Genomic DNA, 17,112 nt, shown 5'->3' on the forward strand with positions numbered 1-17,112 from the left:
ATCTCCGCATCGGCGGGAGGTGTCCGGATCCGCGCCCGCGGGTCAGATGACCCAGTGGTGCTCCGTGGCGTCGAGCGGCGATCGGGGGCGCGCGGTGGCCGGTACCCCGACCAGCAGGGAGTGCGGAGGTGCGTCGTGCAGCACCACCGCACCCGCGCCGATGACGCTGTCGGCCCCGATCGTGATGGCCCCGAGCAGCGTGGCGCCCGCGCCGATGATCACGCGGTCGCCGACGGTCGGATGCCGCTTCTCCGGCCGCCACACGGTGCCGCCGAGCGTGACGCCGTGGAAGAGCGTGACGTCGTCGCCGACCTCCGCGGTCTCCCCGATCACCACCCCGGAGCCGTGGTCGATGAAGAAGCGGCGGCCGATCGTCGCGCCGGGGTGGATCTCGATGCCCGTCCAGGACCGGACGAGCTGGGAGACGATACGAGCCGACAGCCGGCGCCCCGCGAGCCACAGCCGGTGGTGGAACCGGTAGGCCCACACCGCGTGCAGCCCCGGGTAGGTGAGCACCACCTCCAACGACGACTTCGCGGCGGGATCCCGCTGCCGTGCGGCGCGGACGTCCTCGAGCAGCCTGGAGAGCGCGCTCACACGTCCAGGTTCTCGAAGAGCACGGTCGACAGGTAGCGCTCGCCCGAGCTCGCGACGACCACGACGAAGGTCTTGCCGGCGTTCTCGGGCCGCTTCGCGACCTCGAGCGCCGCGTGCACCGTCGTGCCGGAGGAGATGCCCGCGAGGATGCCCTCCTCCGTCGCGAGCCGGCGGGCCATCGCGACGGACTCGGTGATGTCGACGTCGACGACCTCGTCGTAGACGGTGCGGTCCAGGACCGGCGGCACGAAGTTCGCGCCGAGCCCCTGGATCTTGTGCGGGCCGGGCGCACCGCCGTTCAGGATCGGCGACTCCTTCGGCTCCACCGCCACGATCCGCACGCCCGGCTTGCGCTCCTTGAGGTAGCGGCCGGTGCCGGTGATGGTGCCACCCGTGCCGACCCCTGCGACGAACACGTCGACCGCGCCGTCGGTGTCCTCCCACACCTCCGGGCCAGTGGTCGCGTAATGGATGGCCGGGTTGGCCTCGTTCTCGAACTGCTTGGCGAGGATCGCGCCCGGGCGCTCCGCCGCGATCTGCTCGGCGCGGGCGACGGCGCCCTTCATGCCCTCGGCCGGCGGCGTGAGGATCAGCTCGGCGCCGTAGGCCCGGAGGAGCTTGCGGCGCTCGACCGACATCGACTCCGGCATCGTCAGCACGACCTTGTAGCCGCGGGCGGCGCCCACCATGGCCAGCCCGATGCCGGTGTTGCCACTCGTGCCCTCGACGATCGTGCCGCCGGGCTGGAGGGCGCCTGAGCGCTCCGCCGCCTCGACGATCGCGATGGCGAGGCGGTCCTTGACCGAGGACGACGGGTTGTAGAACTCGAGCTTCGCGTAGACGGTGGCGTCGATGCCAGCGGTGACGCGGTTGAGGCGGACGAGGGGCGTGCGCCCGAACGCCTCGGTGATCGATGAGTAGGTGCCAGCCATGACTGCCTTCCGTGCAGGGAACAGATCGGGACCGCGCGCAAGCCTAGAGCGGCGTTCCCGAGTGACGACGCGGCGTGACGATCCCCCGGAGGCATGCGCCGGAACCCGCGCAGCACCGCGCGGGCGCACGGAGCACGCCCTCGGTCGCGTCAGACTGGATGCATGATCACGGAACCCGCGCTCATGTCGGCGCTCGAGGCGTGCCAGGCCGATCGTGACGAGGGCCGCTCCCCCGACGAGGCCGGATTCGCCGCGCTGCTCGACCGCTGGCCGGACCACCCCGGCGCGTTGGAGGCCGCGGGCGAGGCCTACGACGAGGTCGACGACGTCGATCGCGCGATCGACTGCTACCGCGGCGCCCTCGACGGCCTGCAGGGGACGGCGCTGCGCCGCTGCTACCTCCGGCTCGGCGACGTCCTGCGCCGCGCTGGGCGGATCGGGGAGGCGATCGAGGTGCTCGAGGCGGGCCTCGACGAGTTCCCGGGGTCCCGGTCCCTCCGCACCTTCCTCGCCCTGGCGCTCCACGAGCAGGGCCGACCGGACGCGGCGCTCGGGCTGGTGCTCGAGGTGCTGGTCGACCCGATGCCGTCCCCGGATCTCGAGCTGTTCCGGCCCGCGGTGCGGGAGCGCGCGAAGCGGCTGTCCGCCAGGGACCGCGCGGCCTGACAGGCCGATCGACCGCTCGTCTGAACGTGACCTCATCCGATGGGATGAGATCGCCCTCGACGCACGCCGTGGGACACCGGGCGGACGTACCCTCAGCGCATGCAGCACCGTCTCGTCCGCTGGATCCCGGCCATCGTCGCCCCCGTGGTGGTCGCAGGGGTGGTCGCCGCCCCGCTCGTCGCCGCCGCCGCGCCCCCGACCCTGCCGACGAAGTCGGCGCAGCAGGTGCTCGAGCTGGTCGCGAAGTCGAAGGACATCAGCGGCTTCACCGGCACCGTCAGCGAGCACTCGAACCTCGGGCTGCCCGCCGTGCCGTCGATGGGTGCGGGCAGCGGATCGAGCACCGCGACGACGTTGAACCTCCTCGCGGGCGATCACACGGCTCGGGTCGAGGTCGCGGGTGCCACCCGGGCGCGCATCGCGCTGCTCGACCAGTCCGCGGAGCGCGACGTCGTCCGCAACGGGACCAGCACCTGGCTGTGGGACTCGAAGGCGGACACGGCGACCCACGTCGTCGCCTCCGGCACCACCGCACCGGAGACGCAGGCCCCGACCACGACACCGTCGGCGCTCGCGCCGGAGCTGCTCGCGAAGGTCGGCGGCACGACGTCGGTCGCCGTCGACCGCACGCAGCGGGTCGCCGGCCGCGACGCGTACACGCTCGTGCTCACGCCGAAGACGAGCGCCACCACCATCGGCTCCGTCCGGATCGCGGTCGACGCGAAGACGGGGCTGCCGCTCGACGTGCAGGTGCTCGCGCGGAACGCCTCCTCGCCCGCCTTCGAGACCGGGTTCACGAGCATCGACTTCAGCACCCCGGCCGCGTCCCGGTTCGACTTCACGCCCCCGACGGGCGCCAAGGTCACCACGAAGACCGTCACGGGCGCCGACCACCACAGCGGCTCGGTCCCGCAGTCGAAGCGCCCGACCACGACGGGCTCCGGCTGGGCCTCGATCGTGCAGGTGCCCGCGACGGACGTGCCGTCGAACCTCACGTCGAACGCGACCGTGAAGCGGCTCACGACGAAGGTGGCCGCCGGGCACCTCCTGAGCACCGACCTGGTGAACGTGCTGATCACGAACGACGGGCGGGTGCTCGCGGGCGCCGTGCCGGCTTCGGCCCTCGAGGCCGCAGCCGGGTGAGCGCACCGCTCGCGATCGAGACCGAGGGTCTGGGCAAGCGGTTCCGGGGGCGCGACGCCGTACAGGGCGTCGCGCTCGCGGTGCCGACGGGGAGCGTGTTCGGGTTCCTCGGCCCGAACGGCTCGGGCAAGACGACCACCATCCGGATGCTGCTGGGGCTCGTGAACCCGACGGCCGGCAGTGCGAGCCTTCTCGGCGCCCCGATGCCCCGTGGCGCTGCCGGCGTGCTCCCCCGCGTCGGTGCGCTCGTGGAGGGTCCCGGTTTCGCCGGCTACCTGAGCGGCGCGGCGAACCTCGCGCGACTCGATTCGGCCGACCCGCACGCCGATCCGCGCTCGCGGCGCCGCCGCATCGGCGAGGCCCTCGACCGCGTCGGGCTGGCCGCGGCGTCCGGCAAGCGGGTGAAGGCCTACTCCCTCGGCATGAAGCAGCGGCTGGGGATCGCGAACGCGCTGCTGCGCCCTCGGGAGCTCCTCGTGCTCGACGAGCCGACGAACGGCCTCGACCCGCAGGGCACACGGGAGGTGCGGGCCCTGGTCGCGAGCCTCGCGAGCAGCGGGACGACCGTGTTCGTGTCGAGCCATCTGCTCGCGGAGATCGAGCAGATGTGCACCCACGCGGCCGTCATGCGCAGCGGTCGCCTCGTCGCGCAGGGCACCCTCGCCGAGCTCCGCGGCTCGGCAGGCGATGACCGCCTGCATCTGCTGACGCCGGACCAGGAGGAGGCGCTCACGGCGCTCGCCGCGGCCGGGCTGACCGGCGTGCGCTCGGGTCCGGAGGTCGTCGCGCCGCTCGACGGCCGGCCGATCGAGCAGGTGGTCGCCGCGCTCGTGGCGGCGGACGTCCGGGTGCGCGGGGTCCGCACCACCGAGGCGAGCCTCGAGGACCGCTTCGTCGCGCTGACCGGAGAGGGCTTCGATGTCGAGTCCTGAGCCGAGCAGGGGGCGCTTGGGCCTGTCGCTCCTCGGCACCGAGATCGGCGTGCTGTTCCGGCGCCGCCGGACGTGGGCGATGCTCGCCGCCCTCGCCGCGGTGCCGGTGCTCGTCGGCGTCGCGATCCGCATCTCGTCGCGCGGCGGAGGCGGAGGCCCGGTGTTCATCGGCCAGATCGCGGGGAACGGGCTCTTCCTCGGCGTCGCCGCGCTGGTCCTCACGCTCCCCCTCTTCCTCCCGCTCGCGATCGGCGTGGTCGCCGGCGACACGATCGCGGGCGAGGCGTCGCAGGGCACGCTGCGGTACCTCCTGGTCGCCCCGGCCGGCCGGACACGGCTGCTCGTCGTGAAGTTCATCGGCGCGGGCGTCTTCGCCTTCGCGGCGCCGTTCACGGTCGCGGTCGCGGGCGTGCTCACCGGCCTGGTGCTGTTCCCAGTCGGACCCGTCACCCTCCTGTCGGGCGACCAGGTGCCCTACGCGGAGGGGCTGCTGCGGCTGGCGGCGATGGCCGCCTACGTCGGGGTGGCGATGCTCGGACTGACCGCCGTCGGCCTGTTCGTCTCCACCCTGACCGACGTGCCGGTCGGCGCCATGGCGGCGACCGTGGTCCTCGCGATCGCGAGCGAGGTGCTCGATCAGCTGCCGCAGCTCGACGCGCTGCATCCCTTCCTGCTCTCCGACTCCTGGCTCGGTCTCGTCGACCTGCTGCGGCAGCCGCCCGTCTGGTCGACCTTCGGTACGAACGCGCTGCTGCAGCTCGGCTACGTGGTCGTGTTCGGCGCGCTCGCCTACGGCCGCTTCACGACGCGGGACGTGCTCGCGTGACCCTCCGGAAACGGAGGGGCTCCGAACTCCCGTCGACCTCGCGGCGCTAGGTTGAGCGGGGGCCGCGGGGGCCCGCGGGAAGGGTCGGATGCGATGCGGATCATCAGCTACAACCTCCGGGAGCACACCGCTCGCGGCGAGCTGGAGGCGATGGCGGATGACCACGACGTCGACGTGCTGGCGCTCCAGGAGTGCGACCACACCGACATGCCGCAGACGATCGGGCACCTCGAGCTGATCGAGCAGACGCGGACGAACCGGCTCGGCCTCGCGATGTACGCCCGCGCCGACCGCTTCGAGGTGAAGGACCGGCGCGTCTTCGCGCTGCGGAAGTCGATGCACGACCGCGTGCTGAAGCCCGCGAACGAGCGGCTGCTCGCGGCCTACCTGCTCGATCGGGAGACGGGCATGGACGTGCTCGTCGGCGACTTCCACGCCGCTCCCCTGAGCGCGACCAACTCGCTGCGCCGCAAGCAGATCGCCGCCGCCCACGAGGGGATGCGGGCGATGCGGCCGGGAGCGCCCTCGGTGATGGTCGGCGACTTCAACTACCCGTGGTTCGTCCGCGGCCTCGAGCGTCGGCTCGCCGCGACCGGGTACCAGCTCACCCGGATGCCGTCCCCGACGTACGTGGGCGTGCGGTTCAGCGGCTACTTCGACTTCGCGACGTCGAGCGGCTTCGAGATCACCGACCTGCAGGTGCTCCCCCAGGGCAAGTCGGACCACCTGCCGATCAGCATGACGGCCCGCATCGCCGCGTAGTCGAACCTGACCGTTCCCTGGGTGCGGTCTGAAGAATCCTTCAGGATCCGCGGCGTACGGTCGCGCCATGTCGACGACTGCTGCTGCGGAGCGACGGAGCATCCGCAGCCTCATCCCCGCCCGCATGGATCGCCTGCCGTGGACCCGGTTCCACTGGACGGTCGTCGTCGGGCTCGGCACGGCGTGGATCCTCGACGGGCTCGAGATCCAGATCGTCTCCGCGAACGCGTTCGCGAAGCAGCTGCACATGTCGCCGTTCGAGGTGACCCTCACCGGCACGATCTACCTCTTCGGGCAGGTGGTGGGCGCGCTCGTCTTCGGCCGACTGTCGGACCGGCTCGGCCGCAAGCGGTTCTTCATCCTCACGCTCGCGATCTACCTGGTGGGCTCCGGAGTCGCGGGGTTCTCGTTCGCCCCCTGGTTCCTCTGGATCTTCCGCTTCATCGCCGGCATGGGCATCGGCGGGGAGTACACCGCGATCAACTCCGCGATCGACGAGATCATCCCGTCGCGCTACCGGGGCCGGATCGACATCGCGATCAACGGCACCTACTGGGGCGGTGCGCTGATCGGCTCGCTCGCGTACCTGTTCCTGCTGAACCAGCCCGCGCTCGTCGACTCCGGCTGGGGCTGGCGGATCGGCTTCTTCATCGGACCGGTGCTCGGCCTGATCATCATCTTCCTGCGTCGCCACGTGCCGGAGAGCCCGCGCTGGCAGATCACCCACGGGCACGAGCAGGACGCCGAGGCGAACGTGAGCCGCATCGAGCGGGAGGTCGCGGAGGAGGCCGGCGAGGAGCTGGCCCCGGTCCCGGAGGAGCGGGCCATCGAGATCCCGGTGCACGACCGCGTGCCCGCCCGCGTCATCCTCCACACGCTGTTCCGGCGCTACCCCAAGCGCACCCTCGTCGCGTTCTCGATGATGGTCACCCAGTCGTTCCTCTACAACGCGATCTTCTTCACCTACGCGATCGTGCTGACGACCTTCTACAAGGTGCCGGAGGGACAGATCCCGCTGTTCTTCATCCCCTTCGCGATCGGCAACCTGCTCGGCCCGCTCGTCCTCGGTCCGCTGTTCGACAGCATCGGCCGCAGGCAGATGATCTTCGCCACCTACGGGATCGCGGCGGTCGTGCTCGCCATCTCTGGCTGGCTGTTCGCCGCGGGTTCGCTCACGGCGGTGACGCAGACGATCTTCTGGTGCGTCTGCTTCTTCTTCGCCTCGGCGGGCGCGTCGTCGGCGTACCTGACGGTCAGCGAGACCTTCCCCCTCCAGCTGCGCGGCCAGGCGATCTCGTACTTCTTCTCGATCGGGCAGGTCGTGGGCGCGATCGCCCCGTCCGTGTTCGGCCTGCTGATCGGCTCCGGCCACTCCCGTGGGCCGCTCGCGGGCGGCTACTACTTCGGCGCGGGCATGATGCTCGTCGGCGGGATCGTCGCCCTCGTCTTCGGCGTCCGCGCGGAGCGGCAGTCGCTCGAGGACATCAGCGACATCGCGTTCATCGACAAGGCGGTGCAGCACCGGCTGTGAGCCATCACGCCTCCAGCAGGCCCAGGAGGCGGTGGACCGCGCCCGCCGGGCCGATGGTGCCGTGCAGGCCCTCGTGACGACCGGTCTCGAGGAAGATGCCGCGCAGCAGCGCTTCGACGGCGTCGTCGACCCCGGGTGACGTCTCCAGCCAGACGCTCCAGACGCTCTCGGCCCACTGCGCGGCCGCGCGGGCGTGGCCGCCGTCGGAGTGCTGGCGCACACCCGCCTCCGCGACGTCGAGCACGGTGAGCCAGCGCTGCGGCGGGGCAGGAGGCGCGAACACGGGCCAGGCGGGCGTCGGATGCCCCATCCGCCGGTGGACGGCGCGGACCTCCTCGGCGGAGAACCCGTGCTCGAGCGCCAGCCAGAGCCCCGCGAGGCCGTACGCGACCCCGACGCCGGGGCCGGGGCCGGCCGCGTGCTGGGCCCCGTAGGCGTCGACGGTCAGCTGGTGGAACCGGAGCATGACGGGGTGCTGGAACTCGAAGCCGAGCACCTCGTGCAGCACGGCCTCGCACGCCGCGGAGGCGTGCAGCCGAGGGGGCTCGGCGAGCCGCGGTTCGGGCAGCACGAGGCCGCATCCCGGGCATCCGGTGCGGCGGTGCACGATGCCAGCGTCGCACGACGGACCTCAGCGAAGGCCGATGGCGGCTGAGGCTCGAGACGAGCCCCCATCCCGGTCCTCCAGACCTCTCGACGCGCGGCGCCGCCGGTGCCAAGGTGTGCTCACCCCGAGGAGACGAAGGAGCCCACCATGACCGCGAACCTCAACCCGTACCTCAACTTCCGCGGCGACGCCCGCGCGGCGATGACCTTCTACCAGACCGTGTTCGGCGGCGAGCTGCGCGTCGGCTCGTTCCGCGAGTTCGGCATGCCCGTCGGCGACGGCGAGGAGGACCTCGTCATGCACGCCCAGCTCGACATCGACGGCTCGCCCTGGTTGATGGGTTCGGACGTGCCGAGCCACATGGGCTACGCGACCGGGGAGAACGCCTTCTCGGTATCGCTGTCGGGCGATGACGAGTCCACGCTCTCCGGCTGGTTCGCCGCGCTGGCGGAGGGCGGGACCGTGTCGCAGCCGCTCGAGAAGGCCCCGTGGGGCGACAGCTTCGGGATGCTGAAGGATCGGTTCGGAATCTCCTGGCTGGTCAACATCTCGGGCACGTCCGCCGGCTGAGGTCGGGGACAATCGGGCACGTGAACCGCGTGCTCGTCCCTCTGCTCACCTCCGCCGGCCTGTTCGGCGGCTACGGCGTCGCCCGCGCCACGGGCGTCCGCTGGGCAGGAGGCGCGGTGCTCGGCGCCGTGGGAGCTGGGGTGTTCGGGCTCGTCGCGCGACGCGGCGGTCCGGTTCGAGCCACGCTCGTCGTGCTCAGCTACCTGGGCGCCTTCGGCGGCTCGCACCCGCTCGCGAAGCGCCTCGGCGCGTGGCAGTCCGTCGCGGCGGTCGCCGCCGGCGCAGCCGTGCCCGCCGCCCTGCTCGCGGAGCGCTAGAAGACGTGTGACGCCGCGACGTAGGCGATGACGAGGGCGATGACCCCCGACAGCGCCGCGAGGGAGACCCGGGCGCGCCAGCGCCCGGGGAACGCGCCCACGATCTGCGACACGATGCCCGTCACGAGCAGCGCCGCGAAGGACCCGACGAACGCGCCGCTGACCAGGAGCGCCGCGGTTCCCGCGTCCCCGGGGCTCTCGAACTCGACGTAGATGAAGAAGATCGCCGCGATGTGCAGCGGCAGGCTCAGCCCGGTGAGCACCACGAAGGTGAGCACGCCGAGCAGGCGTCGGCCGGTCCGGCACTTCTCCGGCGCGCGGGGCGCCGGCGGCGGCACGGGCCGGGGCTGCTGGGCGCGCTGCTCGTAGGGGTACGTCGCGCGCTGACCCACCGGTGTCGGCGTCGGCACGCCGACCTGCCGCGGACCGCGCTCACGAGGCGGCTGGTCCGTCGCGTACGGGTACGACGCGGCCCACTGGGCGCCGCGCTGGCCGCGCGGGTCGTGCGATCGGCTGCTGTCCACGTCCCCACGCTCTCATCGACCGGCTCGGCGCGCCACGCTCCGATCCGGATCGTGACCACCTCCATCCTGCCCCGGACGGGGGACATCGGTCGCGCGACCCTCCGATCCGGTGGTGATCCGCAGCGCGCGAGGTCAGGCGCGGGAGGCCTGCCAACGCTCCCAGAGCGCGGGCATCTCGGCCTGCAGGAAGCGGAAGAACTCGGCCATCTCGGTCAGCCGGTCCCGCGGCGGTCCCGCCTCGACGCCCTCAAGCCCCCCTTCGATCAGCGCGCGGATCGCGCGGTACCGGTCCTGCGTCAGGGTGGACGCGTACCACGGCACGGGCGGCAGCGAGTAGACGTGACGTCGGCTCCCGGGCACGACGTCGGTGCGGACGAAGCCGAGCGTGCCGAGGTAGCGGATGCCGCCGGACACCGCCGCGGGGCTGAGCTCCGATGCGGCCGCCAGCTCGGCCGCGGTCATGCTGCCCGTCGGCTCGACCATGAGCCGCATGAGGAGCTGGGCGGGTACGCGCGGGAACCCCTCCGCGGCGAGCTCGGTCGCGACGAGCCGCGCCAGCGACTCGGCCGTCACGCCGCGGCCCGCCGTCGGATCGCGGCCGAGGCGAGCGCGATCAGCAGCACCGCGGCGCCCGCCATCGCCCAGGTCGACGCCCAGTCGTGGGTGGGCAGCGCGGGCACGGCGCCGACAGGGCTGTACCGGACCACGCCGTCAGGCAGGTCCAGCGCACCGCCGAACAGCCCGACCAGCGCCGCGGCGGAGAACACCGCCCAGGCGGCGGGGATCGCGGCCCGCGGCAGCACCGCCACGAGCAGTGCGGCGACGCCCGTCAGCGCGAGCGCCGACGGCGCCTGGACGACCGTCTGCGCGATCTCGCGTCCGATCCGGTCCGGCTGCCCCTGCGCGAGGGAGCCCAGCGCGATGGCCGCGGCCGCAGCGGCGAGCACGAACGCGACCGTGCCGATCGCGGCGATGGTCCACGAGGCCAGCCACCGCACGCGCGACACCGAGCCCGCGAGCACCGCCTCCGCCCGGCCGGCGACCTCCTCCTCCCTGGCCCGCAGCATCGTCTGCACACCCGCCGCGGAGGCGAGCACGCCGACCAGCAGGAGGATCGCGGCGGTGAACTGGGTCGCGAGGTCGGCACGACCGTGCCCCAGGCTCTGGACGATCCTCGTGACGGCCACGTCGTTCACCGGGATGCGGGAGGCCGCATCGACGAGATTCGGCGTCACCGCGGCCAGCGCGCCGGCGCCGATCGCCCAGCCGACCGCGGCCGGCAGCTGGAGCCGGAGCGCCAGGCCGATCGGGCCCGGGATCCGGCCGCTCGCCGGCCCCGGACGCTGGCGGACGATGCTCGCCCCGGGCTCGCGCCGGAGGTGGACGAGGAACGCCGCTCCGATGAGCACCGCGGCGAGACCGGCGAGCGCCGCGAGCGGCCAGGTCGTGGGGTTGGTGAACGGCTTGAGCTGCTCACCCCAGCCGATCGGCGAGAAGGCGCTGACCACGGCGGGCCGCAGGGTGAGCGCGCGCACGTCCGGCCGGCCGAGTGCGTCGCCTGCCGCGCGCAGCGCGTAGGCGAGCAGGACGAGGACGACCGCGACCCCGTTCGCGCCGCGCGGGGTCGGCATCGCCTCGCCGACGAGCATCCCCAGCCCGAGGAACGCGAGCCCGGTGAGCGCGAGCCCGGCGCCGGTCAGGACGGCACCGGTCGCGTCGAGACCGCCGGCGATCTCGAAGACGGCCGCGAGCGCGCCGAACAGGAGGTTCGCGACCAGCGCCAGCACGAGCGTCGCCGACGGCGCCGCGAGCCGGCGGACCGGTGTCCCGTCGATCAGCTCCCGCCGTCCGGCGGCCTCGTCCGCTCGCCCGTGCCGGACCGCGAGGAACGTGTTCATCATCCCGACCGCCGCCGCGACCCACGTGTAGGACTGGAAGTGCACCGCGGACCCGAACGAGTCGCCGTCCACGATCCCGCGGAACGCGAGCAGCACCGGGGTCGCCAGCGCGAGCACGAGCACCTGCCGGCGGTCCGCGGCGTTCCCGTACTCCGCGTGCGAGGCCTGCACGGTCACGAGCAGCAGCACGGCGAGGCCGACCACCCACGCCGTCAGCGTGATGCGGTCCCGGCGCGCCTGCAGCGCGAGCAGGCGGATCATCGCTCCGCCCCGTACTGGCGGAGGAAGAGCTGCTCGAGCGAGGGCGGCTCGGCGGTGAGGGCCGTCACCCGCGTCCCCGCGAGCGCCTGCAGCACCGCGGGGAGCGCTTCGCCGTCGACGTCGAACACGAGGTGGTCGCCGTCGGGCGTGACGTCGTGCACCCCCTGCTGGCGCTCGAGCCCCGAGGGCACGGGATCGGCGGTGACGCGGAAGCGCGTCCGCGTGAGCCGGCGGAGATCGGCGAGGCTGCCGGTCTCGACCGACCTCCCGGCCCGGATGATGGTGACCCGGTCGCAGAGCTCCTCGACCTCCGACAGCACGTGGCTGGAGAGCAGGACCGCGGCGCCCTCGTCGCGCACGCGGCGCACCTCGTGCTGGAACACCTCCTCCATGACCGGGTCGAGCCCGCTGGTCGGCTCGTCGAGCACGTAGAGGTCGGCGCGGCGCGCGAACGCCGCGACCAGTGCGACCTTCTGCCGGTTGCCCTTCGAGTAGGCCCTCGCCCGGACGCGCGGGTCGAGCCGGAAGTCGTCGAGGAGCCGGCGCCGCAGCTCCGGATCCGCACCGCCGCGGAGCCGGGTGAGCAGGTCGATCGTCTCCCCGCCGGACAGGTTCGGCCAGAGCACGACGTCGCCGGGGACGGTGGCCACGTCGCGGTGGATCGCGACCGCGTCCCGCCAGGGATCCCTCCCGAGCACGGTGGCCGAGCCCTTCGCGCGGAGCATGCCGAGGAGGACGCGGATGGTCGTCGACTTCCCCGCGCCGTTCGGGCCGAGGAAGCCGTGCACCTCGCCTGCGCGGACCTCGAGGTCCAGCCCGTCGAGCGCGCGGACCCGCCCGAACGTCTTGACCAGGCCCGCCGCCTGGATCACCGTGTTCACGGCATCAGTATTCACCGATTCGTGAATGTTGTGAAGGCCATTGGTCACTCATGCAGGGCCGACGAGACTGGCGGCATGACCTACTCGATCGTCGCCCTCGATCAGGCGACCGGCCGGCTCGGCGTCGCCGTGCAGTCCCACTTCTTCAACGTCGGCGCGATGGTCCCCGCCGCACTGCCGGGCGTCGGTGCCGTCGCGACCCAGTCGATGCCGAACCTGCAGGTCAAGCCGCGGGCGCTCGCCATGCTCGCCGAGGGCGTCCACCCGGAGGAGGTCGTGCACCGCCTCGTGGCGGACGACCCCGAGTCGGGCTATCGCCAGTTCGCCGTCGTCGACGCGCAGGGACGCGCCGCGGCCCACACGGGCGAGCACTGCATGGCGGAGGCCGGCCAGCTCGTGGGCGACGGGTTCAGCGTGCAGGCGAACATCATGCGGAGCGACGCCGTGTGGCCCGCGATGGCGGCGGCGTTCGAGGCGACGCGGGGCGAGGACCTGGCGCGGCGCCTCCTGGCCGCACTCGACGCGGCGGAGGCGGCGGGCGGCGACCTGCGCGGCAGGCAGTCGGCCGCCATCCTCGTGGTGCCCGCCGAGGGCACCGAGGTGGACCGTCTCGTGGATCTGCGGGTCGAGGACTCCCCCGAACCGCTCGTCGAGCTGCGCCGGCTGCTCGATCTGAACGACGCGTACGCCTTCGGCAACGAGGCCGACGCCGCCCTGACCGTCGGGGACGTCGCGGGAGCGGCCCGGGCCTACGTGCGGGCGATGGAGGCGGCTCCCGAGGTCGTCGAGATGCGCTTCTGGGCGGGCCTCACCCTGATGGACGCCGGCGACGACGCCCGCGGCCTCCCGCTGCTGCGCGAGGCGGTCGCCGCCGATCCGGCCTGGTCGGAGCTGCTGCGCAGGCTCGAGCCGCACATGAGCCCGAGCGCCGCGCGGGCTGCGGAGCTGCTCGCCGACTGAACCGACCGGGCGAGGGATCCGGAGGATCCGGGAATGCCACGGGCGCTCCTGCGTTGACTTGAGCCGAAGGCACTCAAGTTCCACCAGGGAGGATCCCTTGCCTCAGTACTTCGGTTCCGGCGACAGCGACTCGTTCGACGAGTTCCTGAGCCGCATGCTCGCCGGCCAGCGCGCGCAGGGCCGGCCCATCGACATCTCCCGCCTGCTCAGCAAGCGGACCCACGAGTTGATGGCGGGCGCGGTGCGCTCCGCCGTCGAGCACGGCCACACGGAGGTCGACTCGCTGCACCTCCTGCGCGAGCTCGTCACGACCACCGAGGGCGAGCGGACGCTCCGCGCCGCCGGCATCGACGTGGACGGGCTCGTGCGCGCGATCGAGGAGCGCCTGCCCGCCGGTGCGAGCACGGCCGGGAACGGCACCCCGACGCTCACGGGCGCCGGACAGCGGTCGCTGCTCGAGGCGGCGCAGGTCGCCCGCGCCTCCGGCTCCACCTACGTCGACCCGGAGCACCTGTTCTTCGCCTTCGTCGCGAACCAGCAGAGCACGCCGGGTCAGCTGCTGGCGGCGTTCGGCGTGACGCCGGACTCGCTGCAGTCCATCGCCCAGCACGCCGCCGAGGCGCGCGAGGTGGAGGAGTCCGAGACGGGCACCCCGACGCTCGACAAGTACGGCGTCGACCTGACCGCGAAGGCCGAGGCGGGCGAGCTCGACCCGGTGATCGGGCGGGCGCTCGAGATCGAGCAGACCGTGGAGATCCTCCTGCGCCGCACGAAGAACAACCCGGTGCTGATCGGCGAGCCCGGCGTCGGCAAGACCGCGATCGTCGAGGGTCTCGCCCAGCGCATCGTGGACGGCGAGGTGCCGGAGGCGCTGCACGGCAAGCGCGTCGTCGCCCTGGACCTGCCCGGCATGGTCGCGGGCACGCGCTTCCGCGGCGACTTCGAGGAGCGCATCACGAAGGTCGTGCAGGAGATCGCGGATCACAAGGACGAGCTGCTCGTCTTCCTCGACGAGCTGCACACCGTCGTCGGCGCCGGATCCGGCGGTGAGGGCGGCATGGACGCGGGCAACGTGCTGAAGCCGCGCCTCGCGCGCGGTGACCTGCACCTGATCGGGGCGACGACGCTGAAGGAGTACCGCCGGATCGAGAAGGACGCGGCGCTCGAGCGCCGGTTCCAGCCCGTCACGGTCGGCGAGCCCTCGGTCGAGGACGCCGTCCGGATCCTCGACGGACTGAAGTCCCGGTACGAGGAGCACCACGGGGTGCGCTTCACCGAGGACGCGGTCCGCGCCGCGGTCGAGCTGTCGCGCCGCTACGTGACCGACCGGTTCCTGCCCGACAAGGCGATCGACCTCGTCGACCAGGCGGGCGCCCGGCGTCGGCTGGCGCTCGGCGTGCAGGTCGACGTGGCAGCGCTGCAGGCGCGCATCGGCGAGCTGGAGGCGGACAAGACCCGCGCGGTCGCCGCCGAGCACTACGAGGAGGCCTCCCGCCTCCGGGACGAGATCGGGGCGATCGGCGCCCGCATCGCGGCCGCCGCGGACTCCCCGACCGCGTCCGACGAGCGCGCCGTGGTCGACGAGACCGAGATCGCCGGGGTCGTGTCGCGGCTCACCGGCATCCCGGTCACCCGGCTGACGGAGGCGGACCGGTCCCGGCTCGCGAAGCTCGAGTCCGAGCTGCACGAGCGCGTCGTCGGCCAGGAGTCGGCGGTCGCCGCGATCGCGAAGGCGGTCAGGCGCAGCCGCACCGGGATGGGCGACCCGAACCGGCCCGTCGGCAGCTTCCTGTTCCTCGGCCCGACCGGCGTCGGCAAGACCGAGCTGGCGAAGGCGCTCGCGTCCAGCCTCTTCGGCGACGACACGGCGATGCAGCGCTTCGACATGAGCGAGTTCGGCGAGCGGCACACCGTGTCGCGCCTGATCGGCGCCCCTCCGGGCTACGTCGGGTACGACGAGGCCGGGCAGCTCACCGAGCGCGTGCGCAGGAACCCGTACTCGGTGATCCTGCTCGACGAGATCGAGAAGGCCCACCCGGACGTGTTCAACCTGCTGCTGCAGGTACTCGACGACGGACGGCTGACCGACGGCCAGGGCCGCACGGTCGACTTCCGCAACACGGTGCTGATCATGACGTCGAACATCGGCAGCGAGTTCCTCGCCTCCCGGAGCGGTGCGCTGGGCTTCATCCAGCAGTCCGAGCAGGGCTCGGGCTTCGGCTCGGACGAGGCGCTCCGCGCCAGGGTGATGGGCAAGCTGCGCGAGGCGATGCGTCCCGAGTTCCTGAACCGCATCGACGAGATCGTGCTGTTCCGGAAGCTGGAGGCGGTTCAGATCCACGCGATCGTCCGCCTGCTGCTGACGGCCACCGCGGCGCGGCTCGCCTCCCGCGGCGTGGTGCTGGACGTGACGGAGGAGGCGGTCGCCTGGATCGCCGAGCACGGGTACGAGCCGGAGTACGGCGCACGCCCGCTGCGCCGGCTGATCCAGCGCGAGGTCGAGGACCGCATCGCCGACCTGCTCGTGACGGCCGAGCCGGCCGCGGGCGACACCGTCCGTGTGGCAGCCGAGGCCGGCGCGCTGACCGCGTCGCTCGAGGGATCCCAGGTCCCGGTCGCCGCCTGACCACTCCCCTGACCCCCTTCACGGATGAGGGCCCCGGCCCTCATCCGTGAAGGTGTTCAGGCGCGCTGGGCCGCCGCCGCGTCGACGAAGGCCAGCAGGTCGTCGAGGGAACCGGTGGGCGTGATCGCCCGCAGCACGACCTCGTCGACGGCGCTCGCGTACGCGGCGATCCCGGCGGCCAGGTCCCCGTCCTGCGGCAGCACGGTGTCCATCGCGTCGATCCCGAGCCGGGCGAAGTTCGCCGCGTAGGCCGGGTAGGACGCGTACTGCGCCGCCTCGCGCTCGAGGACGGGGCGGGCGCGCTCGTCGACGATGGTCCGCGCGTACAGCGCGACGCGCGGCAGCTCCCCCTGCGTGTCGCTGCCCATCCGCCGGAGCTCGGCCGCCTGCGTGAACGCGGCCTCGGGCGGCAGCCAGCTGAGGAGCGCACCGTCCGCATGCTCCGCCGCGAGCCGCCGCATCCGCGGGCCGAGCGCTCCCACCACGAGTGCCGCCGCCGTGCCGTCCCGCAGCGCGCGGATCGCCTCGCCCACCGCCTCCACGGCCCCTCGTCGCAGCTGCCCCGAGCCGATCCCGAGGGTCAGCCGCTCCTCCGGCACGCCGCTGCGGCGGAGGTCCTCGAGCAGCGCGGGCGCCGGTCGACGGTCGATCGGCACGACGCCCGTCGCGAGGCGGAGGTGGGTCGTGACCGCCGACGCCGCGGCGAGCCCGGTCACGGCGTCGCCCTGCGGGGTGTCGTTCAGCCACAGGCCGGTGAACCCGGCCGCCTCCACCCTGGGCGCGAGCACGCGCACCGCCTCCGGCCCGATCGCACCCGGGACCCCGATCGACACCTCGGTTCGCATGGACGCCAGCATGCGCCCTCCCGCTCGGAAGCGCGATCGGACGCGGTCACTACCCTGGGACGACGTGACGGTCCTGCACGACGACCTGACGCTCGAGTTCTCGGCGCCGCTCTGGCGCTGGGAGGCACGACGCGAGTTCTGGACCTTCGTGTCCCTGCCGGCCGAGGTCACGGACGAGATCCGCGACCTCGCGAGCGACGTCCCCCGCGGCTTCGGCGCGGTCCGGGCGCACGC

General features: G+C 73.1%; 19 protein-coding genes. 11 read left to right on the top strand and 8 right to left on the bottom strand.

Annotated elements, in window-relative coordinates:
- Nucleotides 1-42: 42 nt before the first annotated feature.
- Together epsC and cysK are read right to left on the bottom strand one after the other, a co-directional pair.
- Nucleotides 43-597: a serine O-acetyltransferase EpsC gene (epsC, locus tag ACTHLI_RS16155; RefSeq protein ID WP_440185834.1), complete on the bottom strand. Its 555-nt coding sequence runs from the start codon at nt 595-597 to the stop codon at nt 43-45.
- Nucleotides 594-1,529, bottom strand: coding sequence for a cysteine synthase A (gene cysK, locus ACTHLI_RS16160; RefSeq protein WP_440185836.1), 936 nt, complete (start codon nt 1,527-1,529; stop codon nt 594-596). The genes epsC and cysK overlap by 4 nt, the downstream gene beginning before the upstream one ends.
- Nucleotides 1,530-1,691: 162 nt before the next feature.
- Between cysK and ACTHLI_RS16165 the strand changes: the two genes are divergently transcribed.
- The 6 genes from ACTHLI_RS16165 to ACTHLI_RS16190 all read left to right on the top strand — a co-directional run bounded on the left by ACTHLI_RS16165 (nt 1,692) and on the right by ACTHLI_RS16190 (nt 7,389).
- Nucleotides 1,692-2,195 (top strand): tetratricopeptide repeat protein, encoded by a 504-nt coding sequence (locus tag ACTHLI_RS16165; protein ID WP_440185838.1) that lies wholly within the window; start codon nt 1,692-1,694, stop codon nt 2,193-2,195.
- A gap of 99 nt (nt 2,196-2,294) precedes the next feature.
- Nucleotides 2,295-3,338 carry a LolA family protein gene (locus ACTHLI_RS16170; protein WP_440185840.1) on the top strand — a complete coding sequence of 348 codons (1,044 nt, stop codon included), beginning with the start codon at nt 2,295-2,297 and terminating at the stop codon, nt 3,336-3,338.
- Nucleotides 3,335-4,270, top strand: coding sequence for an ABC transporter ATP-binding protein (locus ACTHLI_RS16175; RefSeq protein ID WP_440185842.1), 936 nt, complete (start codon nt 3,335-3,337; stop codon nt 4,268-4,270). Before ACTHLI_RS16170 ends, ACTHLI_RS16175 begins: the two co-directional genes overlap by 4 nt.
- Complete coding sequence (locus tag ACTHLI_RS16180; RefSeq protein WP_440185844.1) at nt 4,257-5,096, top strand: ABC transporter permease; 840 nt, start codon at nt 4,257-4,259, stop codon at nt 5,094-5,096. Before ACTHLI_RS16175 ends, ACTHLI_RS16180 begins: the two co-directional genes overlap by 14 nt.
- 93 nt (nt 5,097-5,189) lie before the next feature.
- Nucleotides 5,190-5,858 (top strand): endonuclease/exonuclease/phosphatase family protein, encoded by a 669-nt coding sequence (locus tag ACTHLI_RS16185; protein WP_440185846.1) that lies wholly within the window; start codon nt 5,190-5,192, stop codon nt 5,856-5,858.
- A 67-nt stretch (nt 5,859-5,925) separates the two neighbouring features.
- Nucleotides 5,926-7,389 (top strand): MFS transporter, encoded by a 1,464-nt coding sequence (locus tag ACTHLI_RS16190; RefSeq protein WP_440185848.1) that lies wholly within the window; start codon nt 5,926-5,928, stop codon nt 7,387-7,389.
- A gap of 4 nt (nt 7,390-7,393) precedes the next feature.
- Here ACTHLI_RS16190 and ACTHLI_RS16195 read toward each other — a convergent pair whose 3' ends face one another.
- A complete protein-coding gene (locus ACTHLI_RS16195) occupies nt 7,394-7,996 on the bottom strand; it encodes a DUF5946 family protein (protein ID WP_440185850.1) in 603 nt (200 codons plus the stop codon).
- A gap of 147 nt (nt 7,997-8,143) precedes the next feature.
- On the opposite strand from ACTHLI_RS16195, the gene ACTHLI_RS16200 reads away from it, so the two are divergent.
- Together ACTHLI_RS16200 and ACTHLI_RS16205 are read left to right on the top strand one after the other, a co-directional pair.
- Nucleotides 8,144-8,566: a VOC family protein gene (locus tag ACTHLI_RS16200; protein ID WP_440185852.1), complete on the top strand. Its 423-nt coding sequence runs from the start codon at nt 8,144-8,146 to the stop codon at nt 8,564-8,566.
- A gap of 20 nt (nt 8,567-8,586) precedes the next feature.
- Nucleotides 8,587-8,883 carry a hypothetical protein gene (locus tag ACTHLI_RS16205; RefSeq protein WP_440185854.1) on the top strand — a complete coding sequence of 99 codons (297 nt, stop codon included), beginning with the start codon at nt 8,587-8,589 and terminating at the stop codon, nt 8,881-8,883.
- Here the strand turns inward: ACTHLI_RS16205 and ACTHLI_RS16210 are convergent.
- From ACTHLI_RS16210 to ACTHLI_RS16225, 4 genes are all read right to left on the bottom strand, one after another.
- Nucleotides 8,880-9,407, bottom strand: a complete 528-nt coding sequence (locus ACTHLI_RS16210; protein WP_440185856.1) for a hypothetical protein — start codon at nt 9,405-9,407, stop codon at nt 8,880-8,882. The two genes, ACTHLI_RS16205 and ACTHLI_RS16210, sit on opposite strands and share 4 nt — an antisense overlap.
- A 132-nt stretch (nt 9,408-9,539) precedes the next feature.
- A complete protein-coding gene (locus ACTHLI_RS16215; protein WP_440185858.1) occupies nt 9,540-9,980 on the bottom strand; it encodes a GbsR/MarR family transcriptional regulator in 441 nt (146 codons plus the stop codon).
- Complete coding sequence (locus tag ACTHLI_RS16220; protein ID WP_440185860.1) at nt 9,977-11,566, bottom strand: ABC transporter permease; 1,590 nt, start codon at nt 11,564-11,566, stop codon at nt 9,977-9,979. Before ACTHLI_RS16220 ends, ACTHLI_RS16215 begins: the two co-directional genes overlap by 4 nt.
- Complete coding sequence (locus tag ACTHLI_RS16225) at nt 11,563-12,438, bottom strand: ABC transporter ATP-binding protein (RefSeq protein ID WP_440185870.1); 876 nt, start codon at nt 12,436-12,438, stop codon at nt 11,563-11,565. The genes ACTHLI_RS16220 and ACTHLI_RS16225 overlap by 4 nt, the downstream gene beginning before the upstream one ends.
- An 84-nt stretch (nt 12,439-12,522) precedes the next feature.
- On the opposite strand from ACTHLI_RS16225, the gene ACTHLI_RS16230 reads away from it, so the two are divergent.
- On the top strand, nt 12,523-13,407 hold the full coding sequence (locus tag ACTHLI_RS16230; protein ID WP_440185862.1) for a DUF1028 domain-containing protein: 885 nt from the start codon (nt 12,523-12,525) through the stop codon (nt 13,405-13,407).
- A 97-nt stretch (nt 13,408-13,504) separates the two neighbouring features.
- Nucleotides 13,505-16,033 carry an ATP-dependent Clp protease ATP-binding subunit gene (locus ACTHLI_RS16235; protein ID WP_440185864.1) on the top strand — a complete coding sequence of 843 codons (2,529 nt, stop codon included), beginning with the start codon at nt 13,505-13,507 and terminating at the stop codon, nt 16,031-16,033.
- 56 nt (nt 16,034-16,089) lie between these two features.
- On the opposite strand, the gene ACTHLI_RS16240 is transcribed toward ACTHLI_RS16235, so the two are convergent.
- A complete protein-coding gene (locus ACTHLI_RS16240; RefSeq protein WP_440185866.1) occupies nt 16,090-16,878 on the bottom strand; it encodes an LLM class flavin-dependent oxidoreductase in 789 nt (262 codons plus the stop codon).
- A gap of 10 nt (nt 16,879-16,888) precedes the next feature.
- On the opposite strand from ACTHLI_RS16240, the gene ACTHLI_RS16245 reads away from it, so the two are divergent.
- The coding region (locus ACTHLI_RS16245) for a DUF1905 domain-containing protein (protein WP_440185868.1) at nt 16,889-17,112 on the top strand (224 nt) is incomplete at its 3' end.

This window comes from Amnibacterium sp. (genome assembly GCF_051956055.1).
Classification (GTDB): Bacteria; Actinomycetota; Actinomycetes; order Actinomycetales; family Microbacteriaceae; genus Amnibacterium.

Bases quoted from the DNA above. Each gene is read 5' to 3' on its own strand.
- cysK (WP_440185836.1), bottom strand. From the start codon at position 1,529: ATGGCTGGCACCTACTCATCGATCACCGAGGCGTTCGGGCGCACGCCC.
- ACTHLI_RS16165 (WP_440185838.1), top strand. From the start codon at position 1,692: ATGATCACGGAACCCGCGCTCATGTCGGCGCTCGAGGCGTGCCAGGCC.
- ACTHLI_RS16170 (WP_440185840.1), top strand. From the start codon at position 2,295: ATGCAGCACCGTCTCGTCCGCTGGATCCCGGCCATCGTCGCCCCCGTG.
- ACTHLI_RS16180 (WP_440185844.1), top strand. From the start codon at position 4,257: ATGTCGAGTCCTGAGCCGAGCAGGGGGCGCTTGGGCCTGTCGCTCCTC.
- ACTHLI_RS16185 (WP_440185846.1), top strand. From the start codon at position 5,190: ATGCGGATCATCAGCTACAACCTCCGGGAGCACACCGCTCGCGGCGAG.
- ACTHLI_RS16190 (WP_440185848.1), top strand. From the start codon at position 5,926: ATGTCGACGACTGCTGCTGCGGAGCGACGGAGCATCCGCAGCCTCATC.
- ACTHLI_RS16200 (WP_440185852.1), top strand. From the start codon at position 8,144: ATGACCGCGAACCTCAACCCGTACCTCAACTTCCGCGGCGACGCCCGC.
- ACTHLI_RS16220 (WP_440185860.1), bottom strand. From the start codon at position 11,566: ATGATCCGCCTGCTCGCGCTGCAGGCGCGCCGGGACCGCATCACGCTG.
- ACTHLI_RS16230 (WP_440185862.1), top strand. From the start codon at position 12,523: ATGACCTACTCGATCGTCGCCCTCGATCAGGCGACCGGCCGGCTCGGC.
- ACTHLI_RS16240 (WP_440185866.1), bottom strand. From the start codon at position 16,878: ATGCGAACCGAGGTGTCGATCGGGGTCCCGGGTGCGATCGGGCCGGAG.